Source organism: Phenylobacterium sp. (assembly GCF_030680185.1).
GTDB lineage: Bacteria > Pseudomonadota > Alphaproteobacteria > Caulobacterales > Caulobacteraceae > Phenylobacterium.
Window position 1 is genome coordinate 1 of the sequence record NZ_JAUXVZ010000029.1, and the last position, 19,323, is coordinate 19,323.

At 70.0% G+C, this 19,323-nt stretch carries 19 protein-coding genes and 3 tRNA genes; 15 read left to right on the forward strand and 7 right to left on the reverse strand.

The window, feature by feature from the left end:
* From Q8L83_RS05005 to Q8L83_RS05015, 3 genes are all read right to left on the reverse strand, one after another.
* On the reverse strand, positions 1-201 hold a 201-nt coding region (locus Q8L83_RS05005; RefSeq protein WP_305285002.1), incomplete at its 3' end, for a GTP-binding protein.
* 52 nt (positions 202-253) lie between these two features.
* Positions 254-327 (reverse strand) — tRNA-Gly (locus Q8L83_RS05010).
* Positions 328-374: 47 nt separating this feature from the next.
* A tRNA-Tyr gene (locus Q8L83_RS05015) sits at positions 375-460 on the reverse strand.
* Between the two features lie 132 nt (positions 461-592).
* On the opposite strand from Q8L83_RS05015, the gene rlmB reads away from it, so the two are divergent.
* The 6 genes from rlmB (at position 593) to Q8L83_RS05045 (ending at position 6,510) form a co-directional block, all read left to right on the forward strand.
* Positions 593-1,384, forward strand: coding sequence for a 23S rRNA (guanosine(2251)-2'-O)-methyltransferase RlmB (gene rlmB, locus Q8L83_RS05020; RefSeq protein ID WP_370868355.1), 792 nt, complete (start codon positions 593-595; stop codon positions 1,382-1,384).
* Positions 1,385-1,499: 115 nt separating this feature from the next.
* A complete protein-coding gene (locus tag Q8L83_RS05025; RefSeq protein ID WP_305285117.1) occupies positions 1,500-2,672 on the forward strand; it encodes a hypothetical protein in 1,173 nt (390 codons plus the stop codon).
* A gap of 136 nt (positions 2,673-2,808) precedes the next feature.
* Positions 2,809-3,537, forward strand: coding sequence for a TerC family protein (locus Q8L83_RS05030; RefSeq protein ID WP_305285118.1), 729 nt, complete (start codon positions 2,809-2,811; stop codon positions 3,535-3,537).
* 53 nt (positions 3,538-3,590) lie between these two features.
* Entirely contained in the window at positions 3,591-4,640 is a 1,050-nt protein-coding gene (locus tag Q8L83_RS05035; RefSeq protein ID WP_305285119.1) for a DUF2157 domain-containing protein, read from the forward strand.
* The gene (locus tag Q8L83_RS05040; RefSeq protein ID WP_305285120.1) at positions 4,637-5,284 is read left to right on the forward strand and encodes a GDYXXLXY domain-containing protein; all 648 of its coding nucleotides are present in this window, start codon (positions 4,637-4,639) and stop codon (positions 5,282-5,284) included. Before Q8L83_RS05035 ends, Q8L83_RS05040 begins: the two co-directional genes overlap by 4 nt.
* Before the next feature lie 2 nt (positions 5,285-5,286).
* Positions 5,287-6,510, forward strand: coding sequence for a TIGR03862 family flavoprotein (locus Q8L83_RS05045; RefSeq protein ID WP_305285121.1), 1,224 nt, complete (start codon positions 5,287-5,289; stop codon positions 6,508-6,510).
* Here Q8L83_RS05045 and metG read toward each other — a convergent pair.
* Both metG and Q8L83_RS05055 read right to left on the reverse strand, forming a co-directional pair.
* On the reverse strand, positions 6,507-8,321 hold the full coding sequence (gene metG / locus Q8L83_RS05050) for a methionine--tRNA ligase (RefSeq protein ID WP_305285123.1): 1,815 nt from the start codon (positions 8,319-8,321) through the stop codon (positions 6,507-6,509). The genes Q8L83_RS05045 and metG overlap by 4 nt on opposite strands.
* A gap of 91 nt (positions 8,322-8,412) precedes the next feature.
* Positions 8,413-8,796: a DMT family protein gene (locus Q8L83_RS05055; RefSeq protein WP_305285124.1), complete on the reverse strand. Its 384-nt coding sequence runs from the start codon at positions 8,794-8,796 to the stop codon at positions 8,413-8,415.
* Between the two features lie 93 nt (positions 8,797-8,889).
* Here Q8L83_RS05055 and Q8L83_RS05060 point away from each other — a divergent pair, with 93 nt between their 5' ends.
* The 6 genes from Q8L83_RS05060 to Q8L83_RS05085 are packed head-to-tail and all read left to right on the forward strand — an operon-like array spanning position 8,890 to position 13,356.
* Entirely contained in the window at positions 8,890-10,002 is a 1,113-nt protein-coding gene (locus tag Q8L83_RS05060) for a polyamine ABC transporter substrate-binding protein (RefSeq protein ID WP_305285125.1), read from the forward strand.
* A 34-nt stretch (positions 10,003-10,036) separates the two neighbouring features.
* Complete coding sequence (locus tag Q8L83_RS05065) at positions 10,037-11,194, forward strand: ABC transporter ATP-binding protein (RefSeq protein WP_305285126.1); 1,158 nt, start codon at positions 10,037-10,039, stop codon at positions 11,192-11,194.
* Positions 11,191-12,141 carry an ABC transporter permease subunit gene (locus Q8L83_RS05070; RefSeq protein WP_305285127.1) on the forward strand — a complete coding sequence of 317 codons (951 nt, stop codon included), beginning with the start codon at positions 11,191-11,193 and terminating at the stop codon, positions 12,139-12,141. The genes Q8L83_RS05065 and Q8L83_RS05070 overlap by 4 nt, the downstream gene beginning before the upstream one ends.
* Entirely contained in the window at positions 12,141-12,932 is a 792-nt protein-coding gene (locus tag Q8L83_RS05075) for an ABC transporter permease (protein WP_305285128.1), read from the forward strand. The genes Q8L83_RS05070 and Q8L83_RS05075 overlap by 1 nt, the downstream gene beginning before the upstream one ends.
* 56 nt (positions 12,933-12,988) lie before the next feature.
* Positions 12,989-13,165, forward strand: a complete 177-nt coding sequence (locus tag Q8L83_RS05080) for a hypothetical protein (RefSeq protein ID WP_300574980.1) — start codon at positions 12,989-12,991, stop codon at positions 13,163-13,165.
* The gene (locus Q8L83_RS05085) at positions 13,162-13,356 is read left to right on the forward strand and encodes a hypothetical protein (RefSeq protein WP_305285130.1); all 195 of its coding nucleotides are present in this window, start codon (positions 13,162-13,164) and stop codon (positions 13,354-13,356) included. Before Q8L83_RS05080 ends, Q8L83_RS05085 begins: the two co-directional genes overlap by 4 nt.
* Positions 13,357-13,469: 113 nt before the next feature.
* Here the strand turns inward: Q8L83_RS05085 and Q8L83_RS05090 are convergent, their stop codons facing one another.
* Positions 13,470-14,879: an amidase gene (locus Q8L83_RS05090; RefSeq protein ID WP_305285131.1), complete on the reverse strand. Its 1,410-nt coding sequence runs from the start codon at positions 14,877-14,879 to the stop codon at positions 13,470-13,472.
* 156 nt (positions 14,880-15,035) lie between these two features.
* On the opposite strand from Q8L83_RS05090, the gene Q8L83_RS05095 reads away from it, so the two are divergent.
* On the forward strand, positions 15,036-15,779 hold the full coding sequence (locus Q8L83_RS05095) for a dienelactone hydrolase family protein (protein WP_305285132.1): 744 nt from the start codon (positions 15,036-15,038) through the stop codon (positions 15,777-15,779).
* A 6-nt stretch (positions 15,780-15,785) separates the two neighbouring features.
* Here Q8L83_RS05095 and Q8L83_RS05100 read toward each other — a convergent pair whose 3' ends face one another.
* A complete protein-coding gene (locus Q8L83_RS05100) occupies positions 15,786-16,937 on the reverse strand; it encodes a DSD1 family PLP-dependent enzyme (protein ID WP_305285133.1) in 1,152 nt (383 codons plus the stop codon).
* A 318-nt stretch (positions 16,938-17,255) separates the two neighbouring features.
* On the opposite strand from Q8L83_RS05100, the gene Q8L83_RS05105 reads away from it, so the two are divergent.
* Both Q8L83_RS05105 and Q8L83_RS05110 read left to right on the forward strand, forming a co-directional pair.
* Positions 17,256-17,331 (forward strand) — tRNA-Thr (locus tag Q8L83_RS05105).
* Positions 17,332-17,402: 71 nt separating this feature from the next.
* A complete protein-coding gene (locus Q8L83_RS05110; RefSeq protein WP_305285135.1) occupies positions 17,403-19,316 on the forward strand; it encodes a DEAD/DEAH box helicase in 1,914 nt (637 codons plus the stop codon).
* Positions 19,317-19,323: the final 7 nt, after the last annotated feature.

Here is a 19,323-nt window from a genome sequence, read left to right on the forward strand (position 1 = left end):
GTGCGCGGTGTTGATCGTGATCCCGCGGGCCTTCTCTTCCGGCGCCGCATCGATCTCGTCGTACTTCTTCGCCGTCGCACCGCCAGACTTCGCCAGCGTCATCGTGATCGCCGCCGTCAACGTCGTCTTGCCATGGTCAACATGACCAATCGTGCCGATGTTGCAATGCGGCTTATTGCGTTCAAACTTCTCTTTGGCCATCAGGGTCCTGCCGGCGATGCGCGCGAGGCGCTCTGTAAAAGGTGTCGGTTATTGGAGCGGGTAGCGGGAATCGAACCCGCATCCTCAGCTTGGAAGGCTGCTGCACTACCATTGTGCTATACCCGCGCCGAAGGATGCGGGGGCGCCGCAATACTCCTTTTTAAACCGAGGCGTGGTGGGGGAAGTAGGACTCGAACCTACGAAGGCTAACGCCAGCGGATTTACAGTCCGCCCCCTTTGCCACTCGGGACATTCCCCCGCGCGCTCGGAACCGTCCTGAGCCCTGAACAAATTCCTTCCGCTCGGGGTTGCGGCCTCTGCTAGAAGCATCGCCAACACCCCCGGAACGGGCGGAGACCTGTCCCGGCCTCAAAATGGAGCGCGTCTTATAGTGTCGTCGATCCGGGAACGCAACGCGCCCCGAAACAAGCGTCGAAATGGGCGTGAAACCCCTTCCCCCACAAGGGCCGAAGCCCCCTCAGCCGCCTGGATCTGGGGCTGGCACGCCATGCTGGCGGCCCTCGAAAATCCGCTCAGAGCCCCTCCGGAGCGAATCCTCGCCACCGCCGAGCGGGCCGCCGATCTGGCCAAGCGCTTTCCGGATTTCGCCATCGAGGTGGCGGACGCCCAGCGCCTGAGCAATCTGCTGCCCGGCGCCGTTCACCAGGGGGTGGCCCTGCGCCCGGGCGAACTGCCCGACGTAGATCTGGAGTCCTTCGAGGCCAGGCCCGGCGCGGTGCTGTTGATGCTGGATCAGGTGACCGATCCGCAGAATGTGGGCGCCATCCTGCGTTCGGCCGCCGCCTTCGGCTGCGTCGGGGTCATCCTGCAGGATCGCAACGCACCGCAGCTGACAGGCGCTCTGGCCAAGGCCGCCGTGGGGGCGGTGGACAAGATCCCCGTGGCTCGGGTGGTGAACCTTTCCCGCGCCCTGGACGCCCTGGCCGATATGGGCTGGCGCGCCGTGGGGCTGGATGGCGAGGCCAAGGTCAATCTCGACCAGGCCATGGACGGCGCCCCCAGCGTGCTGGTGATGGGTTCGGAGGGCGCAGGTCTCCGGCGTCTGGTGGCCGAGCATTGCGATGTGCTGGCCAAGATCCCCATGCCTGGCGGATTCGAGAGCCTGAACGTCTCGGCCGCCGCCGCCATCGCCCTCTATGAGGCCGCCCGGCCTCGCCCCTAAGGCGAAGCTTGTTCCCTTAAGCCGATCCCGGCTTTGATTTCACTGTTATGTCGTGGTTTGGTTGTTAACCATAGATGCGACACTCGAAGTCGGGCACGGGTACGGGGGACGTCCCATGGCGATCAGGATCTTCAGGCGGACGCTTGGCGAGCAAGGCCTCGGACTCCTAGCGACCGCGGGCCTGCTCGCCGTCGCTGGCTGCAGCGCCCCCTCGGGTCCCTCGGCCCAGAACAGCGACTATTACGCTGAAGCCCCGCCGCCCCCGCCGCCGCTGATGGGCGGGGCGCCGGGCGCGGCCGACGACGGAACCGGCCTGATGGGCGGCCCGCCGCCCGCGCCGGGCGAGGTGTCCCAGTCGCCCCTCGAGTCGGCCCAGGCTCGCAACGAAGCCGTGGTCAGATTCCGCAGCGCCGACGGCATGCTCGTCACCACCATGCGGCCGGTGGCCAATCCCGAAGACATGGATGCCGCCGAGCGCCAGCGCGTCTATGGCGCAGCCAGCGCCGCCCGGGCCCCAGCCCCGACGGAGACGCGCGCCCGGGCCTACAGCGCCGACGCCCGCGTCGCGCCCGCCCCTCGCCCGGCCCCAACGCCCACCGTCACGCCGGCTGCGCCCCAGGTCGCCCAAAGCGTGACGCCAGCGCCCGCCCCCGCCGCGCCTGGCCCCCTCGCCAAGGCGCCCCAGCCCAAGCTCGCGCCAACGCCGGCCCCGGCTGCGCCCCCGACCACCGCCCAGGCGCCCAGCGCCGCGGTCGACGCCGAGGCCGAGGCGAAGACCGGTGAGCCGAAGACCGGCGGCCTCTTCAGCTTCCTGGAGCGGTTCAAGTTCTGGGATCGCGAGGTCACCCCGCCCGACGCCGGCGAGGCCGCCGAGCAGGCGGGCCAGGCCGCGCAACAGGCGGGCCAAATGGCTAACCAGGCGGTCGAGGCCGCCCGCACGGCGGCCGGTGACGCCACCGCCGATCAGGATGGGTTCTCCACCCGGAACATTCTGCTGGCCCTGGCCGTCCTGGCGGGCGTCCTGATCCTGGCCGCCATCTCGCGCAACGCCACGTCGCGAAAACAGGCCCAGCGTCGCCGCCGGTTCCAGACCTATGGCTATGGCGCCGGCGAATCCAATTTCGACCGTGACGATGACCGTGGACCGGGCCTGGCCGCGCCCCTCGCCGCCGCCGCGGCGGGCGCCGTGGCCGCCACCGCCTACGCCCATCATCGGGAGAAGGCGGAGAACGAGGCCGAGGCTGGCGCCGAGACAGAGGCGCCTGCCCGAGAGCCTGAGCCCGCCTAGAACATGAGCGCCTCTCACGCGGTAAAACGGGATTTCAGCCATATGGAACGCGCTCTGCCGCGCCCCATAAAGATTCTATAGTCGACCTTAAGAATAGGCGTTGCGGCGGCCCTGAGCCTGTCGCATTGAGGCGGCCATGTTTGAGTCATTGCTCGCCGAATACGGCCCCGCCCTAACCGCCCTCTTCCAGGTCCTTTTGATCGACCTCGTCCTGGCCGGCGACAACGCCGTCGCCGTGGGCCTGGCCGCCGGCGCCCTGCCGGCCGACCAGCGCAAGAAGGCCATCCTCTACGGCCTGATCGCCGCCGTGATCATGCGGATCGGCTTTGCGCTGATCACCACACAGCTTCTCGGCATCATCGGCCTGTTGTTCGCCGGCGGCCTCCTGCTGCTGTGGGTCTGCTGGAAGATGTGGAAGGAGCTGCGCGAGCAGGCCGTCCACGACGAGGCCGACGCCGAGGCCGTGCTCGATGGCGACCCCACCACCGAGCCCACCGCCCGGCCGGTCAAGAGCTTCCGCGCCGCCTTCATCCAGATCCTGATCGCCGACCTGTCCATGTCGCTGGACAATGTGCTGGCCGTGGCCGGCGCGGCCCGCGAGCATCCCGGCATCCTGGTCTTCGGCCTGATCCTCTCCATCGCCCTGATGGGCGTGGCCGCCACCTACATCGCCAGCCTGCTGCACAAGTATCGGTGGATTGGCTATATTGGTCTGGCCGTCGTGCTCTACGTCGCCCTGTCCATGGTCTGGGAAGGCCATCGCAACGCCATCGTGAAGCTCGACAATGTGGACTCCTACAACGCCGTGATGCCGGGCTTCCTGGACATCTCGCCTGAAGAGGCGGCAGAACACCGCCTCCACTAGTCGGAGGGCCCGGGCGATATCGCCCGGGCCCTCCCCTTTGGCCGGAGCGCAGTATGGCGGGCTACAAGGCGCGGCTGAGCGGGGATCTCGATCGCTGGATCGACCAGGGTCTGGTCGCGCCTGAATCCCGCCAACCCATTCTCGCCAGCGTGGCCGAGGCCCGCCGCATGGACGCCGGGGTCGCCCTGGCCGTCATGGGGGCGATCCTGGCCGGTCTCGCCGCCATCGCCTTCGTCGCCGCCAACTGGGACGTCATTCCCCGCCTGGCGCGTTTCGCCCTGATCCTCAGCGTCTTCGCGGCCACCTGTGCGGGCGCCGCCTGGGCCGCCTGGCGCGGCCGGCCCCTGGTCCGCGACGTGCTGCTGGGGGTGGCGGCGCTGATCTATGCCGGGGCCATCGGCCTGACCGGGCAGATTTTCGACCTGGCGGGCGATCCGCAGGCCGCCCTGCGGGGAGCGGGCCTGGCGGCGGCCCTGCTGGCCCTGGCCGGCCGCGCCAATGCTGCGGCCATCGCCTCGGTGGCCCTGATCGCGCTGGGCGACTTCGCAGGGCCTGAGGGCCTGTTCGGCCTCCAGCTGCGCTGGCTCGCCATCGCCGCGCCAGCCGGGGTGCTGCTGGCGCTCGCCTGGCGCAGCCGCAGCCTGGCCCATCTGGCCGGTCCGGCCATGGTCGTCGGCTGGCTGTTCGCCGCGCCGGACATCAAGCCCGAAGCCTATCTCGCCCTGGCGGCGGCCTTCGCCATCGCCGCGGGCGCCAGTCGCTGGGCCAGCGAGCGCGAGCTGCGGGCGGGCGGCGTTATCTATGCCTGGATGGCTGCCGGCGCCCTGCTCGCCTTCGCCGTAGCCGGCTTCGCCGACGAGTCCCTGGGCCTGATCCACCGCCTGGCCTGGCTGATCCTGTCGGGCGCCGTCATCGCGCTTGGCCTCCACGACCGGGCCGGCGCCGTCACCGCCGCAGGCGTGCTGGCCGCCATCGGCGCCGTCAGCACCATCCTGATGGATCTGGGCGTCAGCCTGATGACCGCCGCAGGCGTCTTCGCCGGCTGCGCCGTGCTGGCGCTGGCGGCCGGCGGCCTGCTACGCCGCAGGAGGGCCAAGGCATGAACCGGTTTTCGAGCCCCCGGGCCCTGGTCCTGCGCATCGGCCTCGTCGCAGCCCTGCTGATCCTGGCCCTGATCGGCCTGCTGGTGCGCGAGGATCGCGCCCGGGCCGGCGGTCAGGAGGTCCGGCTGACCATGGAGGCGGTCGATCCCCGCAGCCTGCTCAGCGGCCACTATGCGGCCCTCCAACTGGTCGAGACCCTGCCCCAGGGCCAGGACTGCCCGCCGGACCTGGAAGCCCACTATGGCGGCGACGAGAGCTGGGTGGCCCTGTCGCCAACCGCGGACGGTCATCACCGCGTCACGGGCGCCGGCGCGAGCCGCGAAGCCGCTCTGCGTCACGGCCCCCTGGCGGTGCGCGGCAGCGCCAGCTGCCGCCAAGCATTCGCAACCCCGCCGCGGGACCCCGCCAGCGGCGAACCTCCCGAAGACGATCGCCCCCGCGAGACCGCGGTCACCCTGGATGTCGGCGTCGACCGATTCTATGCCGACCAGGAGAAGGCTGTGGCGCTGGAAGAGGCCCTGCGGGAGGCTGGCCAGCCCGGCGGCCCGGCCGCCTTCGCCATCGTCTCCATTGGCCAGGACGGCCGCGCCCGGCTCAAGGGCGTCGAGGTCGATGGGACCCGCGCAGACCTGAACTGGTTCTAGATATGAATGCGCCCAAGCGCGACGTCGCCGTCATCGGCGGCGGGCCGGCCGGTCTCATGGCCGCCGAGACCCTGGCGGGCCAGGGCCGGTCGGTGGATGTCTATGAGCGCATGCCCAGCCTCGGCCGGCGCTTTCTCATGGCCGGGCGGGGCGGGCTGAACCTGACCCATTCCGAACCCCTGGACGACCTCATCGCCCGCTATGGCGAGGCTGCCGCGCACCTGCGCGCTTCGGTGGAGGCGTTTGACGCCCAAGCCCTCCGCGCCTGGGCCGAGGATCTGGGCCAGGAGACCTTTGTCGGCTCCAGCGGCCGGGTCTTTCCCCGCGCCCTGAAGGCCTCGCCCCTGCTGCGGGCTTGGCTCGGACGGCTGGACGCCGCCGGGGTTCGCTTTCATCTGCGCCACGACTGGACCGGCTGGAGCGCCGACGGGGCCCTGAGGTTCGCCACGCCCGCGGGCGAGGTCGAGGCCCGCCCCGCCGCCACGGTGCTGGCGCTCGGCGGCGCGAGCTGGCCAAGGCTCGGCGCCAATGGGGCCTGGGCAGGCCCCCTGGCCGAGGCCGGCGCGCCCCTTGCCCCGTTCGCCCCGGCCAATATGGGCGTGCTGACCGGCTGGAGCCCGGGCTTCGCCGCGCGCTTCGCCGGCGCGCCGCTCAAGGCGGTGGCGCTGACCTTCGGCGACCACACCGTCCGGGGTGAGGCCCTGGTGGCCGCCTATGGCCTGGAAGGCGGCGGAGTCTACGCCCTGTCCGGCGACATCCGCCGCGCCCTGGCTAAAGGTGGCGAGGCGCAGCTCCTCATCGATTTGCGGCCGGAGATGCGCCGGGGCGACCTGGCCTCTCGCCTCATCGGCGGCCGGGCCGGCGACAGTCTGTCCAACCGCCTGCGCAAGATGCTGAAGCTCTCGCCCGTGGAGATCGGCCTGCTGCGCGAAGCCTTCGGCGCAGACCTGGCCCGCAGCCCCGTCGGCCTGGCGCAGGCGATCAAGGCCGTTCCTGTCACCCTGACCGGGACCGCCGGCATGGACCGCGCCATCTCCAGCGCCGGGGGGCTGAAGTTCGAGGGCCTGGACGCGCGCCTGATGGTCAAGGCGCGCCCGGGCGTCTTCGCCGCCGGCGAGATGCTGGACTGGGAGGCGCCGACCGGCGGCTATCTGCTGCAGGCCAGCTTCGCCACCGGCCGCGCTGCGGCGCTGGGCCTCAAAGCCTGGTTGGCTGAGCAAACCTAGGCCGGCTCGACCTCGGCCCCGAACCGCTCGCGCCACTCCGCCACCTGGACGTCCTCGATCTTCCGGAACAGGACGTCAGGGGCCGCGACCTTCGTGCCTGGCTGCACCGCATTCAGCAGGGCTGCGCCCTCCCCTTGCGGCCAGCGTCCGGGGAAGGCCTCGCCCACCCCGCCGGCGATCTTCTCGGCGGCGAACGGGATGAAGGGCTCGGACACCTTGGCGAACAGGGCCACCAGGTTGAGACCCGTCCGGACAGCGACGGCGGCGCGGTCCCGATCGGTCTTGATGGCGGTCCAGGGGGCGGCCTCGGTCAGGTACTGGTTGCCCAGCACCCAGAGCTGGCGCAGCGCCTGGGCCGACTTGCGCATCTCCATGGCTTCCATGAGCTCGGTCAGCTCGGCGAGCTTGGCCGATACGTCGGCGGCCAGCTTGATCTCCAGCTCGCCGGGCTCGCCGCCGTCAGGCACGACAGCCTCGAAACGGGTCTCGGTGAACTTCAGGATGCGGTTGACGAAATTGCCCAGCACATCGGCCAGGTCGGCGTTCACCTGGGTCTGGAACTGCTCCCAGGTGAAGGTGGCGTCAGACCCTTCCGGCGCATTGGCCACCACCCACCACCGCCAGTAGTCGGCGGGCAGCAGTTCGAGCGCCTGATCCATGAACACGCCGCGCTTCTGCGAGGTGGAGAACTTGCCGCCGTAATAATCGAGCCAGTTGAAGCCCTTGAGCCGGTCCACCAGCTTCCAGGGCGCATTGTTGACCGCACGCCAGGCGCCATCGGGACCGCGCTGCTCGTTGGCCCCGATCAGGGTGCAGGGGAAGCCGACGGTATGGAAGGGCACGTTGTCCTTGCCCATGAACTCCACATAGGTGACGTCGGCCGCCAGGGGCTGGCGCCACCAGCGTTCCCACTCCGCCTCATCGGCCGCGCCCCGCCCTTCGGCCGCGGCCTTGGCGTCCGCCCACTCCCAGGTGGCGCCGATATATTCGATGGGGGCGTCGAACCAGACGTAGAAGACCTTACCGGCCAAGCCTTCCACGTCGGGCGTGGCGCCGTCGGGATTGGGGCCCCAGTCGGCGGCGTTGACCGGCACGCCCCATTCCAGGTCGCGGGTGATGCCCCGGTCCTGCAGGCCTTCATCCAACCATTTCAGGGCGATGGAGGTGACCAGCAGCGGCCAGTCGCCCTTCTTGCCGTCGATCCAGGTCCGCAGCTTGTCTGAGAACAGGCTCTGGCGAAGGAAGAGGTGCTTGGAGGGGCGAATCTCGATGTCGTCCGAGCCCGAGACCGCCGAACGCGGCGAGATCAGGTCGGCGGGATCGAGCACCCGGGTGCAGTTCTCGCACTGGTCCCCGCGGGCGGCCGGATAGGCGCAGTGCGGACAGGTGCCGATGACGTAGCGGTCGGGCAGGAAGCGCTTGTCGGCGTTGGAATAGACCTGCTGGGTGACCTTCTCCTCGATGAAGCCGGCCTCCCACAGGGTCTGGGCGAAGCGCTGGGTGAGCTTGTGATTCTGCGGCGAGGATGAACGGCCGAAATGATCCCAGGACAGGCCGAACTTGGCGCCGAGCTCGGCCTGAACCTCATGCTGGCGGGCGCAGAAGGTCGCCGGGTCGATGCCGGCCTCAGCCGCCGCCAGCTCGGTGGGCGTGCCGTGTTCGTCGGTGGCGCAGATATAGAGGGTCTCGCGGTCCCGGGACCGCTGGAACCGCGCATAGACGTCGGCCGGCAACATGGAGCCCGCGAGCGTCCCCAGGTGCTTGATCCCGTTGATGTAGGGCAAGGCCGAGGTGATGAGGATGCGGGACATGGGGCTGCCGGTCGTGTGTGAGGGGTCGTGAGGGCGGGCTTATATGGCGCCGCGTCCGGCTTGCCAAAAGCCGTGACCAGGGCGGCGCATCTCAGACCCGGATCGGCCCCTTGAAGATGAACAGGGCGCCAGCCGCGATCAGGCCAAAGCCGATGGCGTGGTTCCAGGTGAATCGCTCCCCCAGATAGGTCACCGAGAAGACGGCGAAGACGGCGAGCGTGATCACCTCCTGCATCGTCTTCAGTTCGGCCGGGGAATAGACGGCCCGGCCCATGCGGTTGGCGGGCACGGCCAGGCAGTACTCGAAGAAGGCGATCCCCCAGCTGACCAGGATGATGATCCACAGCGGCCGGTGCTCCACCTTCAGGTGGCCGTACCAGGCGAACGTCATGAATATGTTGGAAAACACCAGCAGAACGACAGGCGCGGCGAACGCCATCAGGGGCGTCAGCCCAGTCGCCAGGGTCGGGGGCATGGCAAGGCTCCATAACGATCGGCGCCGATTGGGCTCTTAACCCCCGCGCCATCGGCCTTATAAGCTGAGGTTGGGCTGATCAGGGAGATCGAGATGCGGGCTTGGGGTGTGAAGACGGGGCTGGCTGTCGCCAGCGTGGCGGCCTTGCTGGGCCTTGGCGCCTGCGGCCAGGGCGAGAGCGCCAACGAGACGGTGCGGATTTACAACTGGTCGGACTATATCGACCCCCAGTTGCTGGAGGCTTTCACCAGCGATACGGGCCTTGAGGTCGTCTACGACACCTTCGATTCCAACGAGGTGCTGGAGACCAAGATGCTCCAGGGCGGCACCGGCTATGACGTGGTCACGCCGTCCAACCACAACATCCCGCGCTATATCGAGGCCGGCGCCCTCGCCGAGCTCGACAAGGCCAAGCTGACCAATATCGGCAATCTCTCGCCGCGCATCATGGCCTATATGGAGCCCTTCGATCCGGGCGGTCGCTACACCGTGCCCTACATGTGGGGCACCATCGGCATCGGCTTCAATCCGCAGAAGGTGGCCGAGCGCCTGCCGGGCGTGACCATCGATTCCTGGGACGTGCTGTTCAAGCCGGAGAACATGGCCAAGCTGGCCGACTGCGGCGTCCACTTCCTGGACGCCTCAGAAGACATGTACGCCGTGGCCCTGAACTATCTGGGGAAGGATCCCAACTCGACCACCGTGGCCGACTATGAGGCCGCCACAGAGATGCTGATGGCCGTGCGCCCGCATGTGCGCAAGTTCCACTCCTCGGAGTACGTCAACGGCCTGGCCAATGGGGATATCTGCGTGGCCATCGGCTATTCGGGCGACATCTTCCAGGCCGCCGACCGGGCCGAGGAGGCCGGCGCCGGCGTCGAGGTGGACTATGTGATCCCCACCGAAGGCAGTCAGGTCTGGTTCGACGTCTTCGCCATCCCCGTGGACGCGCCCAATCCAGACGCGGCCTACGCCTTCCTGGACTTCATGCTGCGGCCCGACGTGATCGCCACGGCGTCCAACTACACCGCCTACGCCAACGCCAATGAACCGGCGACGGCCCTCGTAGACGCCGAGGTGCGTGACGATCCGCGCATCTATCCCAGCGAAGAGGTGATGAGCCGCCTGTTCGTCACCACGTCCAAGGGTCAGGACCTGGTTCGCGAGGTGAACCGGCTCTGGACCCGGGTCCAGACGGGCCAGTGACCCGCCGCGCCGCATCCCCGGAGCTCGACCTTTCGTGAACGCCAAGCCGCGTTTGAACATCGGCGCGGTGCGCTCGAGCTTCGCCCCCTGGGCCGACGCCTCGGCCAAGCCGCTGGTGCGGTTCGAGGCCGTGACCAAGCGGTTCGGGGGCGAGACCGCCGTCGATGCGGTGTCGCTGGACATCTATGAGGGCGAGTTCTTCGCCCTGCTGGGTCCCTCCGGCTGCGGCAAGACCACCCTGATGCGGATGCTGGCCGGCTTCGAGACCCCGGACGCAGGGCGCATCACCCTGGCCGGGCAGGACCTGGCGGGCCAGCCGCCGCATCTGCGGCCGGTGAACATGATGTTCCAGTCCTACGCGCTCTTCCCTCACCTGAGCGTCGCCCAGAACATCGCCTTTGGCCTGCGCCAGCAGAAGAAGCCCAAGGACGAGGTCGCCGCCCGGGTGGATGAGATGCTGGCCCTGGTGCGCCTGGAGGGCCTGGCCCACCGGAAGCCCCACCAGCTCTCCGGCGGTCAGAGGCAGCGGGTGGCGCTGGCCCGCGCCATCGCGCCCAAGCCCAAGATGCTGCTGCTGGACGAGCCCCTGGGCGCCCTGGACCGCAAGCTGCGCGAAGAGACTCAGTTCGAACTCATGGCCCTGCAGCAGCGGCTGGGCATGACCTTCCTGATCGTCACCCACGACCAGGAGGAGGCGATGATCACCGCCGACCGGATCGCCGTGATGCGGGCCGGCCAGTTGGCGCAGATCGGTCGTCCGGCCGAGGTCTATGAGGCGCCCAATTCCCGCTATGTCGCCGACTTCATCGGCGACGTGAACCTGTTCGAAGCCCGGGTGACGGAGGACGGCGGCGACATTATCCGCCTGATGAGCCCCGAAGCGCCGGACGGCCTGGAAGCCATCGAGGACGACGAGGTCCCGGTGGGCTCCACCGCCTGGCTGGCGGTGCGGCCGGAGAAGATGCGGGTGCATCTCGATCCGCCCCCGCCCGGCCCCAACCGGCTGGAAGGCCAGGTGGCCGACATCGGCTATCTGGGGGACTGGACCACCTATCTGGTGGAGCTGCCCGGCGGACGCACCATCCGGGCGGCGCGCGCCAACGCCAGCCGCGTGGTCGAGCGCCCCGTGGACTGGGATGACAAGGTCTGGCTGACCTTTGCGCCGGATTCCGCCGTGGTCCTGACCCGATGAGCGTGACGGGCGCCCCGCGCCCACGTCGTCCCTGGAAACGGCTGGGGCGCCCTCGGCTAAGCCCGAGCTGGGAAGCCCGGGCGGCCTTCCTCCCCTATCTATGGCTGGGGCTGTTCTTCCTCGCGCCCTTCCTGCTGGTGGCGAAGCTGTCCCTGTCGGACGTGGTCCTGGCCATTCCGCCCTACGCCCCCAAGCTGGACTGGAGCGCCGGATTGGGCGGCGTCGTGGCCTTCGTCCGCGCCCTGGACTTCGAAGCCTATGCCCGCATGGGCCAGGACGGGCTCTATCTGGCGGCCTATCTCTCCAGCCTGAAGTTCGCCGCGGTGGCGACTCTGATCCTGCTGCTGACCGGCTACCCGCTCGCCTATGGCATGGCCCGGTGCCGGCCCAGCGTGCGCCAGGCCCTGCTGATGGCGGTGATCCTGCCCTTCTGGACCAGCTTCCTGATCCGAGTCTATGCCTGGATCGCCATCCTCAAGCCCGCCGGCCTGCTGAACATGGCGCTGGCCCAGGTCGGCCTGCCGGCGGTGGACATCCTCAACACCGACACGGCGGTCTATATCGGCCTGGTCTACGCCTACCTGCCTTTCATGGTCCTGCCGCTCTATGCGGTGCTGGAGCGGCAGGATGACAGCCTGCTGGAGGCCTCAGCCGACCTGGGCTGCACGCCCTTCCAGACCTTCTGGCGGGTGACCTTCCCCCTGTCCCTGCCCGGCGTCGCGGCCGGCGCCCTGCTCTGCTTCATCCCCATGGTCGGCGAGTTCGTGATCCCCGACCTGCTGGGCGGCTCGGGCACCCTGATGCTGGGCAAGACCATCTGGACGGAGTTCTTCTCCAACCGCGACTGGCCGGCCGCCAGCGCCGTGGCCATCGTGCTGCTGGCCACCCTGGTGATCCCGATCGTGCTGTTCCAGCGCCAGCAGACCAAGATGATGGAGCAGCGCTGATGCGGCGGGGACCCAGCGCCTTCAACATCGCCGCCATCACGCTCGGCATGGGATTCCTCTACCTGCCCATCCTCCTGCTGGTGATCTATTCGTTCAACGCCAGCCGGCTGGTGACCGTCTGGGGCGGCTTCTCCACCCGCTGGTACGCCAGCCTCTTCCAGAACGAGCAGCTCCTGGCGGCGGCCTGGGTCACCCTGCGGGTGGCCTTCGTCTCGGCCACCCTGGCGACCGTCCTTGGCGCGCTGGCCGCCCTCGGCCTGGTGCGGGCCGGCCGGTTCCGGGGCCGCACCCTGTTCTCCAGCATGACCTATGCGCCCCTGGTCATGCCCGAGGTGATCCTGGGCCTGTCGCTGCTGCTGCTGTTCGTCTCGGTCGGCCTGCCGCGGGGCTTCTGGACGGTGACCATCGCCCACACCACGCTGACCCTCTGCTACGCCACCGTGGTGGTGCAGGCGCGCCTGGTCTCTTTCGACGAGGCCCTGGAAGAGGCCGCGCGGGACCTGGGCGCCCCGCCGTGGAAGGCCTTCGTCCTGGTGACCCTGCCCAATATCGCGCCAGCCGTGGCGGCGGCCTGGATGCTGGCCTTCACCCTGTCCCTGGACGACCTGGTCATCGCCAGCTTCACCTCAGGACCCGGCGCCACCACCCTGCCGATCCGCATCTACAGCGCCGTGCGCCTGGGCGTCAGTCCGGAGATCAACGCCATCTCGACCCTGCTGATCGGCCTGGTGGCCACCGGCGTCATCGCCGTCTATCTGCTGAACATGCGCAGGCGGACGCCCGGGGCCTGATGTGTCATAGGTGGGGTGGCCCTGGAATCGGGGGGCCTTCACGCCGCGATGACCCCATGAAGCCGCCGCCCAAACGACTGTCCGATCTGAAGCCGGCGGCCCCGCCCATGGAGGTCTATGCGCCGCCCAAACCACGGGTGTCGCGCCAGAAGCCCGGCAAGGTGCTCAGCGCCGCCGAGCGGGCCGCCTTCCTGGCCGCCCGTCCAGACCTCGACGCCGGATCCAAGACATGAACGACACGCCTGCAGACGATGGTCCCCCAGAAGGCGGTCCCGAGGACGAGACCCCAATTCAGCGGGCCCTGCGCCTGAAGAAGGCCGCCCTCGATGCCAAGCCCAAGCCGCCCCGCGGCGGGCGGTTCCAGCGCGAGCAGGCGGCCGCCCACCAGTCCTCGTCCAAGTCCAAGCCCTGGATGGGCCGTTAGGTCACGTACAGGGTCACGGCCGCGCCTGCCGCGGCGCCGAGCAGCGCCTCAGGGGGCCGCCGTCCGCCAGGTGGGCAAGCGGCGCACCCTGCGGCCCGCAGCCTCTGTATCCCTCATAGCGGCGCCACCCGGTCGAACCAGGGCCTGGCCTGCTCCAACTGGCCGGCCAGTCGGAAGAGCCGCGCCTCCTCCCCCATGGGCGCGACGAACTGCAGGCCGATGGGCAGGCCCTCGTCGCTCCAGGCCAACGGCACGCTCATGGCCGGCTGGCCGGTATTGTTGAAGGCCTGGGTGTTGCTCATGAACGAGAAGAGCCGCCGGGCGTACTGGCTGAGGTCCTCGGTCAGCCAGCTCACGGGCGGCGGGGGCCGACCGGTGGTGGACAAGAGCAGGATGTCGTAGTCGGCGAACAACCCGGCCACGGCCCGGCCGAAGGCATGCACCGCGGCCACAGCCTGGACGTATTGCGGCGCAGACAGCTCGCGCCCACGGCGGTAGCTCATCCAGGTGGTGAACTCGACCTCGTCCTCGCCGATGGGCCGGCCGCGCCGCTCGGCCTCGGCGTCCAGGGTCGCCGCGACGCTGGCGGCGATGATCACGCCCGCGGCCTGCGAGAGGGCGGCCAGATCGCCCGGCAGGCTCGCCTCTTCCACCCGATGCCCCAGGCTCTCGCAGAGGCGGGCGGCGTCGCGCACGGCCTCGGCGCACTCAGGATCGAGCTCGGGGCTGGCGAGGGACGCCGTGGTGAAGGCGATGCGCAGCTTGCCGGGGTCGCGGCCGACCTCCTGGGCGAAGGGCCGCCCCGGCGGAGCCAGGAAATAGGGATCGCCCGCCTGCGGCTGGCAGACCACATCCAGCAGGGCGGCGCTGTCGCGAACCGAGCGGGTGAGCGCATGCTGCATGGAGGCCCCCGCCCACCCCTCTCCGGCCGGCGCGAAGGAGACGCGGCCCCGCGACGGCTTCAGGCCGAACAGGCCGCAGGACGCCGCCGGCACGCGGATGGAGCCGCCGCCGTCGCTGGCGTGGGCGCCGGGCGTGATCCCGGCCGCCACCGCCGCCGAGGCTCCGCCAGAGGAACCGCCCGGCGTGTGGTCCAGATTCCAGGGATTGCGGCTGGGACCAAAGAGCGCGGGCTCCGTCACCGGCGCCAGGCCGAATTCCGGCGTGTTGGTCTTGCCGAAGATCACCAGGCCCGCCTGGCGGTAGGCCGCGACGATGGCGCTGTCGGCCTCGGCGCGGACATCCTTGAAGGCGCGCGAGCCACTGGTGGTGACGGTTCCGGCCAGCTGAGCGCCCAGGTCCTTCAGCAGAAAGGGCACGCCCGCGAAAGGGCCCTGGGGCTCCCGAGCTATCTCGGCGCGGGCGAAGTCGGCCAGGTCCTGGGTGATGGCGTTGATCTGCGGATTGACCGCGTCCGCCCGGGCCAGGGCCGTCTCCAGCAGCTCGCCCGCCGACACGTCCCGGCGGGCCACAAGCTCGGCCAGGGCGGTCATGTCGTGGCGGCGATAGTCCTCGAACTTCATGGCGCGTCTCCCAAGCGCTTTTCCCTGTTTTGACCAGGGGAGCCGATCCCGCGCGGGAAAGCCAGGGCGGTTGTCGAGGCTTTCACGCCGCGCCCTTTGCGAAAGCGCCGCATCGGCCGACTATCGCTGGGCAGACAAGACCAGGGACGACGACCCATGCGCCAGGACATCAGCATTCCGACCAAGGACGGCGCCATGCGCGCCTTCGCCTTTATGCCCGACGCCGGCGAAGGCCCCTGGCCCGGCGTGATCTTCTACATGGACGCGCCCGCCATCCGCCCGGCCCTGTTCGACATGGGCGAGCGACTGGCCGGCCACGGCTATGTGGTGGTGATGCCCGACCTCTACTGGCGCGCTGGCGCCTACGAGCCCATCGACATGGCCACGATCCGCAACGACGAGGCGCGGCGCGAGGCCTTTGGCCGTCTGCGCGCCTCCACCAACCCCCAGGCCCAGATGGTCGACACCGAGGGCGCCCTGGCCTGGCTCGACCAGGAGCCGCGGGCCAAGGCCGACAAGGTGGGGCTGACCGGCTACTGCATGGGCGGCGGGATCGCCCTGCGGGCCGCGGCGCACTTCCCCGACCGTATTGCGGCGGCCGCCAGCTTCCACGGGGGCAATCTGGCCACCGAGGAGCCCGACAGCCCGCACAGGCTGGCCGACCAGATCAAGGCTCGCGTCCTGGTGGCCGGCGCCGACGAGGACCGCAGCTTCCCGCCCGAGCAGAAGGCCCGGCTGGAGGCGGCGCTGCAGGCGGCCGGCGTCGAGGCCGAGGTGGTCATCTATCCCGGCGCGCGCCACGGCTATGCGCCCACCGACATGGCCGCCTATGACCGCGAGGCCTCCGAGCGGCACTGGCGCGAGATGTTCGAACTGTTTGACGCCACCCTGAAGGGCTGAGGCCGATCAGCGGCTGCGGCCCCGCGCGCTGACGGGCCAGATGTCGGCCAGGGTGTCGCCGGCGACCACGTGATAGCTGTCATAGAGGTTCACGGTCGGGTCGCAGTGGGGCACGGCCAGGGTGACCAGGGCGGCGATCTGCAGGGCTTCGCCGATGTCCTTGGCGATCACCGCCCCGTGCTCGTCCCCCATGAAGGCGAACCGCGCGCCCTCAGGCGCGCCGGCCAGGACCTGGGGCGGGGCGGCGTCGGTGGAGAAGGCCTTGAAGCCTGCATCCACCGTCACCAGCATCGGGCTGTTGGCGCTGACCACCCGGGCGTCCACGAACAGGCTGCGCTCATAGGGCGACGGCCCCTCGGCCGTCAGCGCGCAGGCGGCGTACTGATCGTCCATGAAGACATAGGAGCCCACCTGCCACTCGGTGAAGACGCCGAGCTCCAGGTCGATCCGGTGGGTTCCGGTGCCCCCGCCCGTCACAACCGGGGGCGCAAGGCCCGCAGCCGCCAGCGCCGCGATGGTGGCCCGCAGCGCCTCGGTCTCGGCGACGATGGCGGTGCGGCGCTCGTCATAGGCCTCGATATGCTGCTCGCGGCCGCAGTACTTTTGCACGCCCTCATAGGTCAGGCCCGGCGCCTGCGCGATCTGGCGCGCCAGGGCGACAGCAGCCTCGTCGGAGGCCACGCCCGTGCGGCGGAGGCCCGGATCGATGTCGACGAACACGCCGAGCGGGCGGTCGACCGAGGCGGCGGCGGCCAGGGCGGCGACATTGGCCGGATGGTCAGCCACTACCGACAGGCGCTCGGTCCGGGCGTTGAGCGCCATCAGGCGGGCGATGGCCGGCGCGGAGACCACCGGCGAGGTGATGTGCAGGCCCTCGATCCCGCCCTCGGCCAGAACCTCCGCCTCGCCGAGCTTGGCGCAGCAAAGGCCGACGGCGCCGGCGGCCACCTGCCGCCGGGCGATATCAACGCTCTTGTGGGTCTTGGCGTGAGGCCGCAGGCGCACCCCGGCCTGGGCCGCCAGGTCGGCCATGGCGGCGATGTTGCGGTCCAGGGCTTCGACATCCAGCACCAGCACCGGGGTGTTGAGCGCCCGGCGGGAGCCCTGCTGGCCGATCAGGTGGCCGTGCAGGCGGCGGTCGTCGGAAAGAGCGGTCATGAAAGCTCCGGCTTGGCTGAAGCGGTCAGCCCGTGGGGTGAGCGGCGGCTTGCCAGGACGCCGACGCCCCTTCCCCATTTCCCTGCAGGTGATCAAAGACCAAGGGCGCTGGCAATGGGCGGCCAGGGGGCGCCGGGCTCAATTGGCCGCAGGGTTTGGGCCGGCCGATCAGGTATTCGGCCTTGGCGCCGGTGCGACGACGTGGCATCCGTCGCCACAACAAACGTCTTGCGGCTACGTCCAGTGTCCCATGCGTGCTCCCCAAGGGAGCGGAACAGGATGAGGCTGCACGATGATCTCTTTGATATTCCAAGGTTCGCCGGTTTAGCTCAGCTGGTAGAGCAGCGGTTTTGTAAACCGAAGGTCGCGGGTTCGAGTCCTGCAACCGGCACCACCTTCTCAGGCGATATCAGATCAAAAGGCGCGCGCCGACCGGCGTGAGCCGCCACCGGAAAGAGGATTCCGATGTCATTTCCCGCCACGCATCCGGCGCTCGGCCGGGCGCTCGAGGCGCAAGGCTATGCGACCCCCACCCCCGTCCAGGCCGCCGTGCTGGAGGCGCCGGAGGGCCGCGACCTGCTGGTGTCGGCCCAGACCGGGTCTGGCAAGACCGTCGCCTTTGGCCTCGCCGCCGCCGCCACCCTGCTGGGTGAAGCCGAGACCTTCGACCAGGCCGGCGCGCCGCTGGCCCTGGTGATCGCGCCCACCCGCGAACTGGCCCTGCAGGTCAGCCGCGAACTTGAATGGCTCTACGCCCAGGCTAAGGCCCGCGTGGTCACCTGCGTCGGCGGCATGGATGCGCGGCGCGAGCAGCGCGCCCTGGGCGCCGGCTGCCACATCGTGGTCGGCACCCCCGGCCGCCTGCGCGACCACCTCGAACGGGGCAATCTGGACCTGTCGGCTCTGAAGGTCGCGGTGCTGGACGAGGCCGACGAGATGCTCGACCTGGGCTTCCGCGAGGACCTGGAAGAGATCCTGGATTCCACGCCGATCACCCGCCAGACCCTGCTGTTCTCGGCCACCCTGGCCAAGGACATCGTCGCCCTGGCCCGTCGCTATCAGCGCGACGCCACCCGCATCGACACCACCCGCCGCGACGAGGCCCACGGGGATATCGCCTATCGCGCCGTCCGCGTGGCGCCCAACGAGGTCGAGAAGGCCGTCGTCAACCTGCTGCGCTATTACGAGTCGCCCGGCGCCCTGATCTTCTGCGCCACCCGCGAGGCGGTGCGTCACCTGTATGGCGCCCTGCGCGAGCGCGGCTTCTCGGCCGTGCAGCTGTCGGGCGAACTGAGCCAGAAGGAGCGCGCCGACGCCCTGCAGGCCCTGCGCGATGGCCATGCCCGCGCCTGCGTGGCCACAGACGTCGCCGCCCGTGGCCTCGACCTGCCCGATCTGGGTCTCGTCATCCACGCCGAGCTGCCGGTCAACAAGGCCGGCCTGCTCCACCGCAGCGGCCGCACCGGCCGGGCCGGGCGCAAGGGCGTCTCGGTTCTGGTCGTGCCCTATACCCGCCGCCGCAAGGCCGAGCAGCTGATCGCCTCGGCCGGCGTCGAAGCCGAGTGGGCTGGGCCGCCTTCGGGCGAAGAAATCCGCATCCGCGACCAGGAACGCCTGCTGGCCGACCCGATGCTCAATGAGCCCCTGACCGGCGAAGACCTGACGCTTGCGCAAAAGCTGCTGGCCGACCGCGGGCCTGAGGCCGTGGCCGCGGCTCTGGTGCGTCTGCACCGCTCGCGGATGCCGGCCCCGGAAGAGCTGTTCGACGATGTGCGCGACCGCTCGCCGTCCGAGCCGCGCCCGGCGCGGCCCGAGCGCGGCCCCCGCCCTGACGCCATCTCCGACGGCGTCTGGTTCCGCATGCCCGTCGGCCGCAGCAAGAACGCCGATCCCAAGTGGATCCTGCCGATGATCTGCCGCCTGGGTCACGTGACCAAGAAGGACATCGGCCAGATCCGCATCTTCGACCGCGAGACCAAGTTCGAGATTTCCAAGGCCGCCGAAGAGCGCTTCCGCGAGGCGATCAAGGCCGCAGGCTCCACCGCCGAAATCCCCGTCGAGGCCAGCGAGCCCCCCGGCGCCGCGCCGCCGCGCCGCGCCGGTCCGCCGCGCAATCGCGAGGATGGCGACATGTCCCGTCCGGCCCGGCGCGACTTCGGCCCCCGCCCTGACTCCCGTCCTGACACCCGGGGCGACGCCCGTCCCGACCGCGGCCCGCCCCGCGACCGTCCCCGCGGCGATGGCCCGCCGCCCCGCGGACCGCGCTCGGGACCGCCGGGCGCCGGCTTCGCCGGTCCCAAGGGTCCGAAGAAGCCCTGGGACCCCACTGCGCCCAAGGGCCCCAAGGGTCCCGGCAAGCCGCGGAAACCCCGGGACTAGGGCTTAA